Origin of the sequence: Enterocloster sp. 210928-DFI.2.20, from assembly GCF_020554465.1 — a bacterium.
GTDB classification, from domain to species: domain Bacteria; phylum Bacillota; class Clostridia; order Lachnospirales; family Lachnospiraceae; genus Enterocloster; species Enterocloster bolteae.
On sequence record NZ_JAJCHK010000005.1, the window covers coordinates 174,515 to 193,163 of the forward strand.

The following is an 18,649-nucleotide window of genomic DNA, read 5'->3' on the forward strand; positions in this document are numbered from 1 at the left end:
CTCCTACTGAATCCATGCACCGTCGGCGTCTGTCTGGTATCCGTCCGGTGTTATTTCGTTTTTATACATAGAACCTAAGGGGCGTCCTGTACCTCCCCCATAGATCCATTGCTGTTTTGCGGGGTCATAGGCATATACGCCTGCCCCCACCGGGGAGAAATAATACCATTTTCCGTCTATCTTCCTCCACCCCTGGGCCATCACGCCGTTCAACGGATCCAGATAATACCAGTTGCCGTCTCTTGTATCCAGTCTCCAGCCTGTAACCATCTTTCCATAAGGAGATTCCTTCTCTGTATTGCAGTAATACCATTTTCCTGCCTTGTCACAGATCCAGCCGCTCTGCATGATTCCCTTATCGTCAAAGTAATACCAGCCGCTGTCTCCTGATCGGCTTCCTTCCGGGTATTTCAGCCTGGCCCACATGCCGCTCAGGCTTGTGCCTCCGTTGAGGACAAAACTCAGCTGTCTCTCCCCGGACGGACCCGTGCTTTCCACCCAGTTACCGTTGGTTCCTATGAGGTAACTCTCCGGCGCGGTTCCGGCAAAAGGCGCCTGTTTGCTTCCGCCTCCGCCTCCGCCACCGCCCTTGCTTCCGCCTTTGTTGCCGCCTTTCTGCTGGTCGTCATAGTGGTCATAACGGTTGTCTAACAGTTCCTTGTATGGTTCTGTCTTGTCCTTCAGTTCAAAAAGCGCCTCCTCCAGCTGGTCAATGGTAGCCTTGGGTTCCTCGCGGTCCAGTACTTCTAATGCCGCTTCAATGTATTCCTTCAGCTTCTTACTCTCACCAAGCTTCAGGAAATGGTCATCGCTTATGCCGATGGCCTCACGGATAGCCTCTTCCAGCTCCCTGCGGGTGTTGTCCACCTCTTTTTCATTATCGTCATAGTACGCATATATATATGTCTTGCGGGTTATGCTGCGGTCCGGTTCAAACTCCCTGTAACGGTCCTGGCGGTAGCTCCAGCCCACGTAGCTGTACTCTGCCCCTGCCGGGCTGATGAAATAGTCGAGCTGTTCCTCAATCCCCGCATACTCGGTCTCATAATAGGAATCAAGAGGGGATTCTTCTTTGCGCACCTTGAACCAGTACCGGTAGATATCCGGAGCCGTATTGTTCAGGAAATACAGCCGGTAAGCACGGTTATACACCATCACATACCTGCTTCCCTCTGTGGCCGTGAACGTGAACAGGCCGCCTGTCTCTTCCGGCTCGTAGTCCATGGGTACAAGGCTTACCGCTATTCCCGTGTCATCGTCCTCTTCGATTTCATACAGCTGGTAATCCATCATGTCCACATCGCGCTTCCCCAGCTGTACATAGGTGTTAAAAGATGCCTCCGACGCACTTGCACGGTTGACTTTCCTGCCGTTCACATATCTCTCAATGGATACGTCCAGTCCCCAGGCCGCCTTATAGGCTGCTTCATGGTCCGTATCGTAGTCGCCTCCCATCTTGATGGCATTGGATTCGGAAGCGCGTACATTGTTCTTTCTGTAAACCACCTTATAGGTCACGTCCGCATGGTTCACGTCCATCAGCTCCCGGTCCGCGTCCGTGGTCAGTTCGTCCTCCAGAACCGGTACCTCGTCCGGATCCAGGGCCAGCTCCTCACGGCTGCCGCCCCGGACTTCATCCACCACAACAGCGTTGCTGGGGGTTGCCGCCCGTTCATATACCGCTGTCAGCACCAAGTTGGTGTCCGGCATGGCAAAGCTGGCTTCCCTGGAGTTAATCTTGGTATCCATTCCATCCACCGCTCCGATGGTGAACTTCCAGTGTAAGAAAGGACGGCCCTCGTCATTGGTTGGTTCCGCTTTGATTTTCACCCAATCGCCTTTGTGGGCCTCCTCGTAACGGTCCGCGCCCACTTCTATATCACCTGCGCTCACCACCTCACCGTAAATTGTCTGGATGATGTAGTTCGGAAGTTCCAGATCCCCTCCCGGGTCCGTAGTGATAATACTTCCATTTTCCTCGCAGCTCTCCGCCGTGATGGTATTCTGGCCTTTTGGCCGGGCCACCACCGTATACTCCCTGTTGTAATCCAGTCCGCCAAAGCTTACGCTTCCCGGGTTTCCGGACACACTCTGCCATCCGCCCGCGCCGGTTTGGGGCGTCGCCACCACATGTCCGTCGCTGTCTAATACCGCGTAGTCGGAGGCCGTGTCCGCGGGCCGTATAATCAACTCTGTCTTGCCCTCGTCTTCCTCGTCATAGAGAATCTTATAATTGGTATCCACCACCGGCGTCAGTACCTCTGCACCGTCACTGAGGGTACCCTGCACATCCCCTATCATGTCTCCGGTCCCCACCCCGGTCTGTCCGGTGGCCTCATATACCACATAGCGCATGCCGGGATACAGGTTGTCAAATACAGTGCGGCTGGTGAGGATGTTGCCCTTGTTCACTGCCAGTACCTTTCCGTCCAGGTCCGTAAGTATATATTTATAACCCTGTGTGGTTCCGAATACCGTAATGCGGCCCTTTCCCTGGCCGTTAAGTCCTGCCGCCGGTTCGGGCTCCGCTACCTCCGTGCCGAAGATAGCTGGATCCGGATAGAACTGGATGGTATAAGTCTGGCCGTTCACCAGGTCCGTATCATCATCCACAGGCTCTCCCTGTACATACCAGTCATCCACCAGGTAGTTCACCTCGGGCGTGTACTCCGGAAGGCTTGCCTCAATGTCTCCCCACTTCTTATCGAATGTAGTGCGCAGGGTAAGAGGCTGCCCTGCATTGATAGAACCGTGGCTGCCCGCCTCAAAATTAATATGAATCCAGGCATCCGGATTTTCCTCAAAATGGGCGGTTATGACTGCCGCTGCCGTAAACCGGTAATCCTGAGGCAGGAGTGTCTCCCCATTGTTCAGGACCCCGTCCCCGTCTGTATCAACAAACCATCCGCCAAAGCGGTAATAATTATTCTCCGGCTGCGGTACCGGCATAAGCCGTTTTTCCTTGATGGTTTCCAGGGTATAGGAGTTCTCATGCCCCGGGGATACGCCATCGTCCAACAGCACGCTGGCCTTAAACCTTCCGCCCGACAGGGCCTGCACATCCTGGGATACTCCGCTTCCGCCCTGCAGGGTTCCGTTAACGCCAGGCTTATAAGTAATATCCGCCCACTTAGATGGAATCCTGTCATGCCTATACGTAATTGTGGCGTCATCGTTGGGCATGATTCCCGCCCATCCGCTGTCATCAAACTGTATCTGCGTACCGGCAGGCCGGACCGTATGGGATTCCAGGCTGTAACCATACTGCTCCAGATAATCGCCCTCCACACTGCTGTCCGCCTCGAAAGGGCCTGATACTTCAGGAGGGATGATATCTTTTAAGCTGCTGTCAGCCGTTCCGTTATCCTCATATTTAACAGTTATCCCATATCCCTCGATGGTTGATTCATACAGGTAGACAAGACGCACCGGCTGGTTGGGCATGATACCGTTAAACGTAAAGCTGTCATCAAACTCACCTCTCACACCATTCACCAGTCCGTCCGCCAATTCACCCGCCTCTTCTCCCAGGTCAAACCGGTAGCCAGTACACTGGTAGCCGTAAACCTGCGCCGGCTGTGCACTGATCTCATTCTCCGGATAATACAGTTCAGACTGCGCAGTGGATACCGTGGTACCGTTATTGGTCTGATGCAGTACCTCAAATAGGGATCTGGCGCTTGTATCCCCATACCGTACTTTGTAGCCGTACCGTATGGTCGCATCCTGTCCCGGCATCTTTCCGCTGAATGTACCTGTACCGTTAAACTGGCCGATGGGAACAGATGTGCCGCTGAAATTGTATTCAGACGGAGTGGTGCTGGAATCCTCCTGGCTCCAGGAATACCCCCTGACCGCCCTTTTCTCTTCCAGAAGCGGCTGCTCCACACTGTAGGCGCCTTCCAGAGTGTTGGAAGCGAACATAATATCGCCCGATGCATTAGAGTGCTCTACCGTATAGTTAAACTTTATACTTGGGTCCGCCTCAAATATGGCATAGTAGGTTACAGGTGTCTCCGGGTACACCGGCGGCAGGCTGCTTATAAACTGGGGGTGCTCCCAGTCATTTACCGCACTCCATCCCTTGAATATGTAACCATACCGTGTTGTAGTGGGAAGCAGTGAAGTGACCGGATTGCCTGCTGTTCCCACCAGTGTCTCCGGTTCCGGTGTTCCTCCGTTGCTGTTGAATATAATCTGTGATCCGATTTTGCGGTATTCATAGTTGACTGCCACATCCTGGTTCGGCATGGTTCCGGTAACCCGGCCAAAGTCTGCCCCGGGTGTCAGGTTGGCCGTAAGTGTGGGCGGGGTCCCCTGCTCTATGACCACACCGGCCAGCTCGTATCCTGTAATGGCCGGTCCCGGCGCAAGATCCACCGATTCTCCGGAAGCTTTTGAGACGGTGGGAATAGGGGTGACTCCGGGGATTGAACCGCCCGTATCAGCGTCCCTCACAGTAAAGCTGATCTGAAGGCCGTTTCGTTTGATTACGGCGTTTCTGTCATTTCCCGTGCCGGCGCCTGTCAGATTCTTAGTGCCCACCGTCACATATACCCCTGTACCGTCCGTTTTTGCCTGATCCGCAAAGAAATTGTCCGCAAAGGGACTTGGAGCTGTATCCACACCGCTTCCCGACAAAGGAACGGCAATTTTTATCTCCTGGCCGGCCAGCGTGGATATTCCCCCCGGCGACGCGTCAGGCTGCCTGGCCGTTGTAACACCAATCCTTGAGGTGTTCAGGTCACCTGTTACCGTGATGGTCCTCCCCTCTGCCAGATACACATTGGCCTTAGCGCCTGAGGGGGTTGTATTACTCTCTATCATCACATCATTCAGTACGTTGAATCTTCCTGTGCTGTCAAAGTAAACAGCACCCTTGCCTTCCGAGACATTTCCGGATATCGTTCCGTAGTTCATGGAAAGAGCCGCACTGCCTGTTATATTGACGGCACTTCCCTTGCTTGTGTTGTCTCCGTGGCAATTACGAAGGTCCGCCCCACTGTTTATTTCCACTCTGCCGGATCCGGCAGATACCAGCGGTTCACTGCTCACACTGCCATTTCCATCCAGGACAAGATCCGTCAGCTTCAGAGTTGCTCCCGATACCTTAAAAATAGGCTCGTTAAAAGAACCGGCTCGTTTTAGTGTCTTAATATAATCCGAATTCTCATTGGTGGGATTGCCGTTTCTGTCATAATCCGTGCTTGCTATGGTAATATCCCTGCCTGAACCTGACACCTCGATAGGGGATGTGATGTCCGGGTAATCCATGATATAGATATATCCCTTTTTATTCCCTATCTTCTCCAAAGCATATTCTATGGTTTTAAAAGGGCTGCTGTACGTGCCATCAGCGGCCGTTGAATCCACTCCGGATTCCGATACATAGTACGATGTATCCCTGATTGCAAAGGCGACACGCTTATGTACGATTTCATACGGATGAAGCTGGAAATGCCAGGAATACGCCATACCGGAGTCTTGTCCGCTTAAGGAATCCCCTCCGTCTTCATTGAACACATTGCTTCCCCAATTGCTGTAGCGTCCAATCCATCTAGTGGTCGGAGGCGTAACGCCAAGGCTGCTGTCATTGGTAATACAGTCAAAGGTAGTTTTCACATGCTGGTTCACCATGTGGAAACCGCGGTTGTTCTTATAGACCGTGGCATAGTCGTCTTCCTGGCTGCCGCCTATCATGACATCCGTACCTGTTCCCAGTTTCACGGACCTGCCTTCGGTTCCTCCCCGTCCGGTCTTGTCATACACATAATAATCCACAAATATATATTTGTTATCCGGGCTTGGTGACAGGGCGATTTTAAATTCAATGCCCATACTGCTTATATCTTCCACCGCGCCGTTGGCACTTCCATTGGCCTTATACTTGGTACCGTTTTCCACCTGAATGTAGGTGGCATACCCCTGCCAGCTATATGTAGTCTTAATTCCGCTTTGGCTGTATCCCGTCTGTCCGGCCTGTAATCCGCACAAATCGAAACGGTATGTGCTGTTGGTGGGATTTTCCCCGGTTCCGTTTCTCGGTGTAATCCATGCGTAGGCCGTTCCCTCGCTGGCTCCATTTCCAAGGTTTTCATCGGGCAGCTCTGTGGAGGCATATGCGACCACAGCCATCTGTGACGACCATAATCCCGCAGTCAGACACACCGTTAAAATCAGGGAAACAATACGTTTCCATATATGATATAATTCTTTACTCATTGCTCACATTGTCTCCTCACATTAAAAGTTCAGACATTCTTCCTCCGGCAGTCCGTCCAGTAAAGGTTCCGTATTGCTGCCGGCGATCAGACCTCCAGCATATTTATTTTCCCTGTTGTCAGAATCATAATGGTAGAATCCGGTCCCCTCTTCTCCCTTATACCATCTCGGCTTAAACTCATCGTCCACCCTGGCCGCGAACCGGCCGTTAATGATAACCAGCCATCCGCCGTCTTTATCCTTCACAACCTTCTTATTGCCGGTGACGGTCTTTCCGTTGGTATCGACCACCCGGTAGGTATCTTCACTGTCCCGGACCACGCCGTACCCATATTCCTCATCCGCCTCCAGCCGGAGTCCGTTTATATAATAGGAATCTTTTACCCGTTTGAGACGGTTTCTGTTCCCATAGGCGACACCATCACTTTTAAAACCAAAGGTATGCACTCCATCATCCAGTTCCACCTTCAATTCACTGCCGGTCTGCATGGAACCGTCATTCAGTTCGTCCGGCGAAAAGAAGTAGAGGTCCGCCTTCTCTATACCATATATATTCCCTTCTATGAAATCCTCCGACGACCATGCATCCATATCATACTGGGCTACGAATGTGCTGCGGGTATCAAAGAGCACAAACCCCGTCTGCATCCTGCCAAGTCCGTCAAATGCATAATACCGGCCATTCACATTTTTTATCTTATTCTGAAAAATCTTTCCATTTTGGTCCGTGCGCCACCAACTGTACTCCCCATCATCATAGTCATCCTGTATCAGATTGTCCGATGGATACATCCAAAGCCATGAGTCCCTCAGAAGGCTTCCGCCGTCATACCCCGCAAAGAATTTGGCGGGCACATCGCTGGTGGGATTGCTTTTATCCGCATTGCTGACACTTGCCACCTTGGTCCACCAGGGAAGCATGATTCCATACTCATCAAAGCCGTATGTGCTGCCGTTTATATTTTTTTGTATCAGCCGGTCTCCATTGCTTTTTACCTTTTTGGAACGGTTGTTAAAATACAGCCACACCTGGTCATATTCATCGTAATCCCTGCCGCTGATATCACTGTTCAAATCCTCCAGTCCACTTAACTCCAGCTGCGAATAATCCAACCAGCTCTCAGTCTTTAAGGCACCGTCTTTATCCGCATAGTACACGCCTTCCTCCAACGGGTTTTCATCCTCATCCAACGGCCTCCCATCTTCATCAAACCATCCGGTCAGCATGCGGCCGCTTTCATCAAATATGTAGCTCCTGCCATCCACACTCCGTTTAAAAGAAGATGTGGTATCTCGGTATGCCTTACCGTTAGCGCCAAAATAATACCATCCGGCCTCATGGCCCTTCTCATCCCCCTCCTCCACCAGAACCCACATATTTTCAGCCCGCGCTCCATCATCAAACACATAATAAAGGCTGTTCCCCTGGTCAATAAAACAATTCCTCAGCATGAGCCCCTGGTCGCCCAGATAGAACCAGGAATCTCTTGACTGTCTCCACGTATTTTGCAGCGGCTCATCGTTTTCATCTAAATAGCTCCACTCCCCATCTTCGCTCATCCATCCCTCAACCGCATAGGCGGTCACTGGATGAAGCTTAGTCAGTGCAAAAGCTGTAACGACCAGAGTGCTGGCAATGAGCGTTATTCTCTTTTTCATCATCCTACTGTCCTTCCAATCCTTATTTGAAATATATATTTATTTTAAACCCTTTGTTATGGGTTGCTTTACCCCTCTAAATACACATACTTTTCTTTTCTTCCGTATCGTACCGCCTCTTCATGGGAATCAAAAAAGATGTCCAGCCGCATTCCCTCTACCGCTTTTCCAGTATCCTCCACTGTGTAAACCACATCATCAATTACAATCCTCGTACCAAGCGGTATCACAGACGGGTCTGCGGCAACGGTATGGGATGCCCTGGGCACGGTTTCCGATTTCGTCAGCCTTTCCTCCTTTTCCCCGCAGCATATTGTACAGCTGCAGTATCCTGTAACCTGAAACTCTCCCAGATAATAGGGACTCTCCTCAGGCAACTCGGAATGTCTGTATATGGCGCATTTCTTCCGGCCGAACCGCTTTGCTTCCTCATAGCTGTCAAAATATATCCGCAGTTTTTCTTTGGCGTCTTCATCCACCTTATCCTCAATCACATAGGTGTCTCCGTCAATCAGTACCGTGTCCCCTATTTTAAAGACAGACAGTATGCCTGCCGCTGTATGGTGTTCCACCGGAACTCCCCCGGAATACGTCATGTCACTTTCATCCGAACTGTAGGCCGCCACCTCCCAATCCCCCAGGTATTCAAACTCCGTCTGGTGTTCCGTCTGGCGTTCACTCTGGGTTGATTCCCGGTTCGATATAATCTCCAGCCGTTCTACCGCATATGGATTATCAACGGTCCCGGTTCCTTCCAGGTCCGGCTGCATCTGTTCAGCACCCGCTGTGGACAGCTGGGAAAATAAAATCCAGGCCACCAATCCAATCAGGCCGCATCCAAAGATAACCGGCCTGAGAAATTTCCTCATCATATTATGCCTTCGGCAGGATCTGCGGAATTCCGTCATCCTGTATCCATGAATGTTATCTGTCATCCTCCTGTCCCCCGAGTATCACAAATTATTATGCATGGAGTCCATATCCATATCTTTTTGTGTTATAAATTTCCATCTGGTGCCTCCCAAACTTTTGTCCCAAGTAATGTCACAGTATCTCCACTCCCCATCAAGCCAGGTTCTGTTCCATGCATGATCTCCGGCATATACAGGCTCACAAATCAGTCCCGCATTCCTGCACAGCATAAGATAAGCAGACACGTATCCCCAGCACACAGCATTACCGTTCATAACCGCATCATAGATGGTCCGGTTCTTCAGTGTCTGGTCATAGGAAACATTATCATAGACCCAATCATAAAAATACTCAGCCTTCTCCCGATCTCCCAATGTGCTGCATTTCTGCACCACCTCAGAAAGCCTGTCCTGAACCTGACTGTGTTCTGATACCGCCCGAGCCGGATTCCCGCATGACACATAAATGGCGAACTTCCCATTTTCATCAAATGAGTATAATGTCACCTCTTCTTTTCCCAAATATATGTACCTGTAATAATATCTGCCAAAGGAAAAGGCTTCCTCCTGAGAGTCAAAAACAATATCAGTTTTTATAAAACTGCCGTTTTCTCTTCCTCCTTCGAGTGCGTCCAGCACATCTTCCCCAAGGCATTCAAATTCTGGATACTGGCTGCACATTTGGCTGGAAAGCTGCCCAGCAACGTCAACCTGGCCAGCGGAGGATTCTGTTTGCTGCATTGCAAACAAATTTTTTGCAAAACAGATGTTCATGATAAATACAAAAACAAATAAAAAGCAAATAGAACTAAATTGCTTGATTTCTCATCCCTCCCGTCCTGTTTTTACAACTAAATATTTCTTTTGTTGTAACTAAAAAAGGGGGAGGGGATGGTAAAACGGGATATTTACTGACTATAGGAAATTTTAAGAGAATTAATTCTGAAGTTTGAGAGAAAGATAAATAACAAAAAATGTGAAAATAATACCAAGTTGGTTTAATTTGTTACCCAGCTTACTTTTTATATCCTTTTTTATCGAAATTTTTTTAAAATTATGTAGAATTTTGTCAACAAATGTAGTATACTTTTTTTAAATCTTTCAGGAATATCCTAAAGTACAACAAAAGAAATATTCTGTTGTATCATACAGCAGCAATTTCATTTTTTCCAACTGTATTCTGTGCTGGCTTCCGCTTTCCTTTGTATAAATTCTGGTGGTATTAATATCCCTGTGTCCCAGGATATCCGCTAATTTTGACAGATTTTTTTCTATTTCATAGTATGTCCTTGCAAAAAGGTGTCTCAGATTGTGGGGAAATATCTTTTCAGCCTTAACATTGGCCTCTATGCCAAGCGCTTTCATTTCCCTCCATATATTACTCCGATCCAACGGCTTACCGTTTTTCGTTACAAAAATCATACCTGAACTAATATTATTTTTTTGCGCATAAGAATGAAGGAGCGAACATAGCTGTCTTGTTAACAGCACAGTCCTTATCCTGCCCTTGCACTCAATTTCAGCCTGGCCTTTATGAATAGCTGCCACCGTGATAAACGACAATTCTGATACGCGGATCCCGCTCGCGCAGATAGTCTCCAGCACAAGGGCCAGCCGTTCATTCCCATTGTCAAAAGCAGTTTTTACCAGCCTCTTATATTCGTCCTTTGTCAATTCCTTTCTCTCAGGATAAAAAGAACTTTTGCTGATTTTTAAAAATTTACTTTCACAGCCATCCCATCCACAATATTTAAAGAAACCATTGAGTGCAGCTATGACACAGTTAATGGTAACCGGGGTGATATGTTCCCTCAGGTTTGCTTTCCATAAAAGTACCATCTCCTTTGTAACCGGCTCTTCTCCGATAAATTCTTTAAATTGTTTTAAATAATGCCTGTATTTCTTTACTGTTTCCATGCTTCTTTCACAACTTTCCAGCCATTGACCAAACGCTTCTATCTTCTGGTAAGTTATGAGCCTTTCACCTTTTCTTTTCATTCTAGCCTCCTGAAATTACGTGAAATGATATAGTTTGCTCAGACGGCAAAAAACATCCTATATCCCCTTTGAGATATTGGACTTTTTGCTTATTATTAGACTTTTTCAAAAAATATCATAAAGCTTGTTTTGAATTATAGTCTAATTTGTAATTATATACGATTTATAAATCTTTTAATATTATATTTTTATTAATTTTCACAGCGCTGGTCCGGCAATCTCCTGTTAGTTTCATTTTCCGCCTGATAGCCACTGTACATTGCGGTTTTTATTCTCATTTTCGCATCATTCCACAAACAACATCACCCAGAATTTTAAGCCGGCGGAGCCGGTAAGACATTTCCATGAATTCTGCTTTATGATTCATTTCATCCACTGCCCCTGCGAGATTTACATATAATACCGTATAAAAGACAAAAGCAAAATTTCTTTTCTCGAATTGCCTGGCAATACTTCACGTATACATATTTACTGTTTAGAAATATAGTGTCATTCCATTAAAAATCCTGTAAAGGCTGACAGTCTTTACAGGATTTCCATATTCCATGTTTTATTTTCTAAAAGCTACTTCCAAAATTAAATTTTGCACTGCTTATCCATTTATTTTTCATTGTCATCCCCTCTTTTTCTGCCAAGGAAGCCATACAGGCCAAGCATAAGTCCTGACATCAGACATACCCACTGTGCCATTGGATTCTGCCCTGTCTTGGGAAGAGGCGCCAACGGAACTTCTCCCGGTTCAATGGTAACTCCTTCGGGAAGAGGCGCTAAGGGAACTGCTTCCGGTTCAATGGTAACACCAGGTCCGTTGGTATCCGGTGTCGCGCGATGCCCGCCCGGGGTGGTACCTCCTCCGCCTCCACCACTGGTGCCTCCGCCGGATGGGGGAGTTGGCGGGGTGGGAGGGGTGGGGGGAGTCGGAGGAGTCGGAGGGGTCGGAGGGGTGGTGTTTTCTGGTACTAAAGTAATTGCAGCATAGTATCCACAATTGTAACCCTGATATGCATTTCCCATTCTGGGATGGAAAAACATTCCCAGAGTAAAGTCACAGCTTTCCCCGCTGGATAATCCATCGCCGAGTGTATCTGCGAAACTTGCATCCGCGCTCTGCCATTCGCTGGTATCATGATCCATAAACAGTGCAAGGGGTGTATCATATCCGGTTCTCTCACCAAATGTCACACCAAATAATTCCTTATAAAAAGTGTCATATAAAAGGCCTCCAAGCTCCGGTTCCACCTCATAAAGCCGCGCTTCAAGTTTACTTTTTGATGTGAAAATATTAGCGAAGTCAAAGTAGGGATAAGTACCGTCATACTTAGCTGCTACTTCATCAATTGTACCGCTTAAATCAAATGTGCCGTTATTACCCACACTTTCCATTGATAAATTGCCAAATACAGTACTTAAATCATCTGTGTGATAGTAATTCTTATAATAATCCGTTAAAGGATAATCGCCATCATAACCTTTTTCATATAAGACATCGTAAATAGTCAGCATGTCTTCAAAACTTATTTTTGTTTTGCCAAACAGCTCTTTTATTGCATTGTTTTGAACCCGGTATGCTCCATAAGTACGGTCAATTATCTGTCCGTCAAATCCTTTGATCGTCACATCCATTCCTGAAAAGGATGTGTCAACATTTGATTCCGGCGTTTGAACCGATAGGCTGTTTGCCTCATATAAATACTTTATTTTTGAATTATTAGTCAGGTTTAAATTTAAATTAAATTTATACGTTGGCATGACTCCATCGTCCGCCCCAAATTTGCGCATTGCTTCCATAAAAGCGTCACTCAACACAAATGTAAGTGGTCCCTCTGCATCTTCTGCGATTGCAGCATCTACGGTAAGATCATACCCACCCTGCACTTTATTCAAAGTACTATTTGTTGTATCAATTACTATATATTCTGAATTATTTCTATACTCAAATGTGCTTGTAGATGATAAATATGATGTTGGCACATATCTATGTCCGAATTCGTTGCCATCCGGATATGCTATTGCAAATACCGAAAAATGGCTGGTTTCAAATGCAACCGTCCCCTCTCCTTCATTTACATCACATTTTATATCATTAACTTTTAGATCATTTTCCTGATCCTCAAGGTGAAACACGTTAATTTTATCTGATTCTACAGATCGCTCATTTGAAACTGATTCTGGAATATCCAGGCCGGAAAATGAAACCTTTACATTACATCCCGGTTGAACCGGCTGTCCATTTTCATCCTCCAGAGTTATGTCAAATACCCTTACTTCAACCGACCCGTAACCATCCGCTGCACATTTTCCTTTAATAACAGAACTGGTATCTTCATCATCAATAGCAATTGCAGATAACGATTTTACCGAAGCGTCAAATTCACCATCCAATGGCTCCACTGAAATTGTAATTCCGTCAATCTCTGCCATAAATGCTGCTGTATCAGAAACCGTCTCCTCTGTTTCGAGAAGTTCAACCTCAATATCCAGATTCTCCTCAATATCCGTTACTACATACGTTGCCATACCGGCCAGCCCGCTGTCTTCCTCCGTATCCTCTTCTGCTTCAGCAGCCAGCTCGTATCCATTGGCTGTTACAATCTGAATCACATAACCATCCACAGGTTTAACCGTGAAAGATAGCTCCTCACCTTCCTGTATTAAGGTTTCACCCTCAACCTCAGCTGCCCCCTCCGGATTTACCGTATAGGTGATTGTAAATTCCTTCTCTTTTTCCTCTTTGTCTGCCAGGTCTCCAGCTGCCGCCCCGCCAGCTGCTACGCCACCTGTTTCTCCATTGACGTTTTCTTCTCCTTCGACTCCAGGATCTTCTGCGCCTTCCCCTTTGTTTCCGGTTCCTTCTCCGATCTCGCCTCCGGCGGTCTCTCCGCCTTCCCCTTCACTTCCGGTTCCTTCTCCGATCTCGCCTCCGGCGTTTTCTCCGCCTTCCCCTTCGCTTCCGGTTCCTTCTCCGCTCTCGCCTCCGGCGGTCTCTCCGCCTTCTCCTTCGCTTCCGGTTCCTTCTCCGCTCTCGCCTCCGGCGTTTTCTCCGCCCTCTCCTTCGCTTCCGGTTCCTTCTCCGCTCTCGCCTCCGGCGGTCTCTCCGCCGTCCCCTTCGCTTCCGGTTCCTTCTCCGCTCCCGTTACCACTTGAGCTATCGCTTCCGCCTGTGCTGTCGCTTCCGCCGGAACTGCCGCTTCCGCCGGAACTGCCGCTTCCATCGGAACTGCCGCTTCCATCGGAACTGCCGCTTCCATCGGAACTGTCGCTTCCACTGGAACTGTCGCTTCCGCTGGAACTGTGGCTTCCACCGGAACTACTGCTTCCACCTGTGCTATCGCTTCCACCGGAGCTATCGCTTCCTCCCAAGCTGTCACTCCCGCTTCCTCCCGTGCTGTCGCTTCCGCCTTCACTGGTAATCTCCTGAGCCAGAGACACATTCAAACATGTGCCGACATTAGAAAAAGCAAGCACGATGGCTGTCAGCAGCGCCGCATGGCGTGAATGCTTTTTCATAACATTTTTCTTTATCATAACCAGTACCTCCTGATATTTACAAATACAACCCTTTACTCAACTCATGGTAATATAATATAGGAGAGGGTATTTCAAAAAGCATTTCAAAGAAACACCTTTTCGTGTCTATTTTCAGCTTTTTCCAATATGTGACTGAAATGTAACCAAAAGGGAACCTTTTTCAAGATTCCCTTGCTATTTCTATATGCACAGAATGACCGCCCAAGCAAAAATCTGCCTGTCCATTTTACACAGACACGCACGGTGCTTATACCAATGTATTCCACGCTGTTTCCAAAGCCACCGACATCATATCCCCAAAGGACTCCTGCCGCTTCTGCGCGGTCATGGCCTTCTCCTTACAGTTTTTTCACGCCTGTTATCTTCTTTTCCTTTTTCTGTCCCCGGACACCAATCCTTCAGATTCACGTTTTCTATATGCAGACTTACCTTTTGCCCATACCTTCTGCGCATCCCGGATACAATACGGTTTTCAACAATGCGGCATTTATCTTCCCGCAGTTCGTTTGCCAGAATCAGAATCTGATCCGGTCCGTACTTTGTATAAACGTCTCCTCTGCGAAGGGTACTGTGGACCACTTCACACAGAGCGTCCTCATACTCCTGAAGCTTCCCGCCATCCTCTACCGGACAATCTTTCCCGTCCCGGACCGTGCATACAATCAGAAATCCCCTGCGTTTCCCCCGCTCCACGGACCGGATAACCATACGGAAGCAGTCAACAAATCCCGGATAAGTACAATAATACGATCCGGCCGACCACTCCCTTTCCTCAAGATTCCCCCTGATCTCTTTCAGACCGCCATTCACATGCTCTATCTGGCTGCCAATCTGTTTGAAATACGCCAGCACGTGATCCGGGGGAATGCTGCCGGTCTCGTCAAGCAGCGTTTGTGTTACATAATCATATGTCTTTAATGCATCTCCATACCGCTTTAACGCCAACAAAGCTCCGATCTTTTGCTCCGCCCACTCTGCCAGGGGATAGGCCGCAGTTGCAGCATCGCACAGCCTCACAATCTTCTGATGGTCCCGATGGTTCTTCATCAGGCGGCAGGCTTCCCTCACGCCTTTGAAATAAATATCCTGGTAATGGCTCCGAAGAGATTCCGCCCACACCTCGCCGGACAGAACAGGAAGGAATTCTCCGCCGTAAAGACGGCAGGCCTGTTCCAGAAGCAGCTGACGTGTAGCTTCATCTTCTGTGTCCATAGCCCGGTTATAATAATCTTCCATGAGAGCGGCGTCCATCTGGAGTTCAAGTTCTCCCCCCACTCTCCCCATTTTCAAATAATATGTATTTTTTTCGACCACCACATATTCTCCCGAAGGCAGAACAGACTGGGAAAGTATTTTTCTCAGACGTGTTGTTGTAATCCTAAGCGCGTTTGCAGCATCCGTACTTCTTCTGTCATAAAGAAAATCCTGAAGCTTTACGCGGCTGATTCCATTTTCTCCAGCCCATATCAGAAGCATGAAAAGCTGCATCACCTTTCCCTTAACCGACATCGGCAGCTCCCACGGCACTCCATTATAAAGTATCTCCAGTGTTCCCAGCGTCCGGGCATATAATGTATTCCTGACCGCCAGGTTATTTTTGTTTATCTCATTCATCTATGGTACCGCCTTTTAGCGTCTATTTTTCCAATTATAACCATTATACAGGAAAACCATTTCAAAAAGCATTTCAAACTTACATTATTCTGAATTTATTTATGTCTAAAGCCCATTTCCCGGAGTAGGAATGGTCAATTTTCAATTTAATCCTATACGCTTCCAGACCCATAAACTTCAGGAATACAAATTGGTGGAGCCGGCATTTAAGGGAAAGAAGAGTTCGTATTACGCAAAAAAACGGGAAAGAATCTACAATAAGATAATTTCCCGTTTTTATGTTATCTATTTTGATATCCGCCTAATTCTCCGCCTTTCTGACATTCAGAAAGTCATTTCATTGCCGCCTGCCGTTTCCCCAGTATTTCTGCTGCCTTCAGTGCAGCCTCCATCATACTGCCAAAAGCTGACCGGCGCTCCTCTGCACTGGTCTTTTCCCCGGTCACAAAGGAATCCGATATCGTCAAAAGGCAGGCAGCTCTTTTTCCCAAAACCTGTGCATTATGGAACAAGGCAAAGCTCTCCATCTCCACACATTCGCATCCGTGCTTTTCATAAAAATCACGAAAACTTTCCATCTCCGGTTGACGGTAAAACACATCACTGGAATGGATTTTAGCCGGTTTAATCTGGATATTGGCAAGGTTGCCTGCATCCAGGATTATCTGGTTGAGCTGCTGGTCTGGATATTTGGTATCCGATGCATCCCCATTCTGAGTGGCTGCATAGCTGGATTCGCTCCAGCAGCCCTCTGCCAGCACGACATCGTATAGTTTCAGCCTGTCGCAGTAGGATCCCGCTGTTCCAATGCGGATAATCTCATCCACATTATATTGTGCAAACAGCTCATAGGAATAAATCCCTATGCTGGGCATCCCCATGCCACTGGCCATTACTGTGACTTCTGTGTCATGGTATCTCCCGGTAAATGCATATATATTACGTATCTGGTTTACAAGCCTTACATCCGTCAGCCAGTTCTTTGCAATAAATTCCGCCCGAAATGGATCCCCTGGCATCAAAACAGTCCTTGCTATCTCTCCTGGCTCAGCGCTGTTATGTGGTGTTCCCATATTAGCCTCCTCTTATATTTCAACTATTTTTCATATGTATACACTTTTGCCCTTTGCCGGTGCCCCAACCCTGGCTGCTCCTTTCTGTCTTCAATGACAGGATTGGATTTTAATAATATCCCCCATCTTTTCTCTGCCACTCTAAATCAAACTTAGGTCTGCTGTCGTAGCGCCTGACCTTCCCCCAGAAATGTTCTTTTCCGTCTATGAAATTCTGGTATCCAATCCTCTCCAGTGACTCCCGCGCCACTTTATCCCCTTCTATCAGAACCTTTTCCTCATCGACGGAAAGAACTTTTCCATTTTCCAGAAGGTGCACACCGTCTACAAACACATTATCCACGTCATTTCCATTTCCCAACATAACCATCGTATCAATGATGTTAAACCGCGGCGTCATCCGCGGATTCATCAGATTGACGGTGATAATATCGGCCTTTTTTCCTATCTCAAGGGAACCTATGTCATCCTCCCACCCGATTACCTCTGCGGCATCAATGGTGGTCATCTCAAGCAGCCTGTCACTCGGAAGATTGAACATGAAGTTGGTGCTGAATGTCAGCTCGTCCTTATGTTTGTTCTGAGTCATGCGCATGGACTGAAACATATCCGCGTTTCCTAAAAGCTTGGGCCCGTCTGTTCCGATAGCAGTCTTTACCCCCATCCACAGCATGGGAATCAGCATTGTACTTGACTGAAAGGTTACTCCCACATGGGTCCCTGTGTCTGCCAATATCTGAAGCTCATCAAAGGAGCAGCCAGAGGTGTGCTGTAAATGTACCCTTGGCCCCAGCAGCGCAAGCTTACCAGCCTTATGCATCTGATAGATGGAACCTCCGTAAGCCTCCGCATGGAGCCTGGTATCATATTTATCTGCAATGCGCCACATTTCTTTCAGCTGGTGCAGGTCGAATTCCGTTGGCCCTGCCCACATCACATCTGCCTCAGTGGGGAAGGAGGAGTTGGTAGAGGGAAGCAGGCCGAAGGGCGATACAAAGGCCCGGATTCTGTCATTACAGCTATGGTTCAGTTCGCGTATGACAGTCTCCATACTTTCAATTACCTGTTCGTAGCTGACTTCCATGAGCACACGCTTTCCGTCTATGATCCGGCTGAATTTATGGGGCCACGGCGGCTGGCTTGGTCCCGTGCAGACCACTTCCCTTAACCCTGTCTCGGAATATCCTTTGGCGTGGTTAATGGAAAAAATCGGGTCATCACAGCGCTGCTGGGCGCCAATAATGCACACCGAGGTGGTTATGCCCGCCCTCAGATGGTCCAGGGCGCTGACCCTGCCTTCATAATACCAATAATCATCTGTGACATAATGGTTGTACAGTTGGGTTACAGCCGCCATCCAGTTGCTTGTATCAAAAATCGCCCCTCTTATGAGGGCATGGCCCCCATGTCCATGGACATCCACAAAGCCCGGCATAACTGCGTGGTTCCTGCAGTTTATGGTTTTCCTCACTTCGGGAAATTTCACCTCTGCCTCTTTACTGGAGCCAACGAAAAGAATCTTTCCCTGATCCACGGCCACAGCGCCGTCTTCAATGATACGCCGTTTCTGGTCCATTGTCACAACTGTTCCCTCTGTGAGCAATAAATCAATCATATACTTGTATCCTCCTTCTCTCTTTTTTT

Annotated in this window: 9 protein-coding genes and 1 pseudogene; all 10 read right to left on the minus strand. The window is 48.0% G+C overall.

The annotated features are described in order from the left end of the window. Positions 1-3: 3 nt before the first annotated feature. The 10 genes and pseudogenes from LI015_RS07505 to LI015_RS07550 all read right to left on the minus strand — a co-directional run bounded on the left by LI015_RS07505 (position 4) and on the right by LI015_RS07550 (position 18,620). On the minus strand, positions 4-6,222 hold the full coding sequence (locus tag LI015_RS07505) for an InlB B-repeat-containing protein (protein WP_227124429.1): 6,219 nt from the start codon (positions 6,220-6,222) through the stop codon (positions 4-6). A gap of 21 nt (positions 6,223-6,243) precedes the next feature. After that, positions 6,244-7,881: a hypothetical protein gene (locus LI015_RS07510; RefSeq protein ID WP_002572699.1), complete on the minus strand. Its 1,638-nt coding sequence runs from the start codon at positions 7,879-7,881 to the stop codon at positions 6,244-6,246. Between the two features lie 68 nt (positions 7,882-7,949). Next, on the minus strand, positions 7,950-8,816 hold the full coding sequence (locus tag LI015_RS07515; RefSeq protein ID WP_002565024.1) for a 3D domain-containing protein: 867 nt from the start codon (positions 8,814-8,816) through the stop codon (positions 7,950-7,952). An 18-nt stretch (positions 8,817-8,834) separates the two neighbouring features. Then, positions 8,835-9,299, minus strand: coding sequence for a transglutaminase domain-containing protein (locus LI015_RS07520; RefSeq protein ID WP_227124430.1), 465 nt, complete (start codon positions 9,297-9,299; stop codon positions 8,835-8,837). 562 nt (positions 9,300-9,861) lie between these two features. Beyond that, positions 9,862-10,790 (minus strand): annotated as a pseudogene (locus LI015_RS07525) (tyrosine-type recombinase/integrase). A gap of 600 nt (positions 10,791-11,390) precedes the next feature. Further along, positions 11,391-13,391 (minus strand): doubled motif LPXTG anchor domain-containing protein, encoded by a 2,001-nt coding sequence (locus LI015_RS28350; RefSeq protein WP_227124431.1) that lies wholly within the window; start codon positions 13,389-13,391, stop codon positions 11,391-11,393. Positions 13,392-13,558: 167 nt separating this feature from the next. Then, on the minus strand, positions 13,559-14,194 hold the full coding sequence (locus LI015_RS07535) for a hypothetical protein (RefSeq protein ID WP_227124433.1): 636 nt from the start codon (positions 14,192-14,194) through the stop codon (positions 13,559-13,561). 448 nt (positions 14,195-14,642) lie between these two features. Next, positions 14,643-15,932 (minus strand): AfsR/SARP family transcriptional regulator, encoded by a 1,290-nt coding sequence (locus LI015_RS07540; RefSeq protein ID WP_227124435.1) that lies wholly within the window; start codon positions 15,930-15,932, stop codon positions 14,643-14,645. A gap of 332 nt (positions 15,933-16,264) precedes the next feature. Then, complete coding sequence (locus LI015_RS07545) at positions 16,265-17,005, minus strand: purine-nucleoside phosphorylase (RefSeq protein WP_227124436.1); 741 nt, start codon at positions 17,003-17,005, stop codon at positions 16,265-16,267. 109 nt (positions 17,006-17,114) lie between these two features. Continuing rightward, the gene (locus tag LI015_RS07550; protein ID WP_227124437.1) at positions 17,115-18,620 is read right to left on the minus strand and encodes an amidohydrolase family protein; all 1,506 of its coding nucleotides are present in this window, start codon (positions 18,618-18,620) and stop codon (positions 17,115-17,117) included. Positions 18,621-18,649: the final 29 nt, after the last annotated feature.

Coding starts and splice junctions, on each gene's coding strand:
- LI015_RS07505 (WP_227124429.1), bottom strand. CDS start 6,222: ATGAGTAAAGAATTATATCATATATGGAAACGTATTGTTTCCCTGATT.
- LI015_RS07510 (WP_002572699.1), bottom strand. CDS start 7,881: ATGAAAAAGAGAATAACGCTCATTGCCAGCACTCTGGTCGTTACAGCT.
- LI015_RS07515 (WP_002565024.1), bottom strand. CDS start 8,816: ATGACAGATAACATTCATGGATACAGGATGACGGAATTCCGCAGATCC.
- LI015_RS07540 (WP_227124435.1), bottom strand. CDS start 15,932: ATGAATGAGATAAACAAAAATAACCTGGCGGTCAGGAATACATTATAT.
- LI015_RS07545 (WP_227124436.1), bottom strand. CDS start 17,005: ATGGGAACACCACATAACAGCGCTGAGCCAGGAGAGATAGCAAGGACT.
- LI015_RS07550 (WP_227124437.1), bottom strand. CDS start 18,620: ATGATTGATTTATTGCTCACAGAGGGAACAGTTGTGACAATGGACCAG.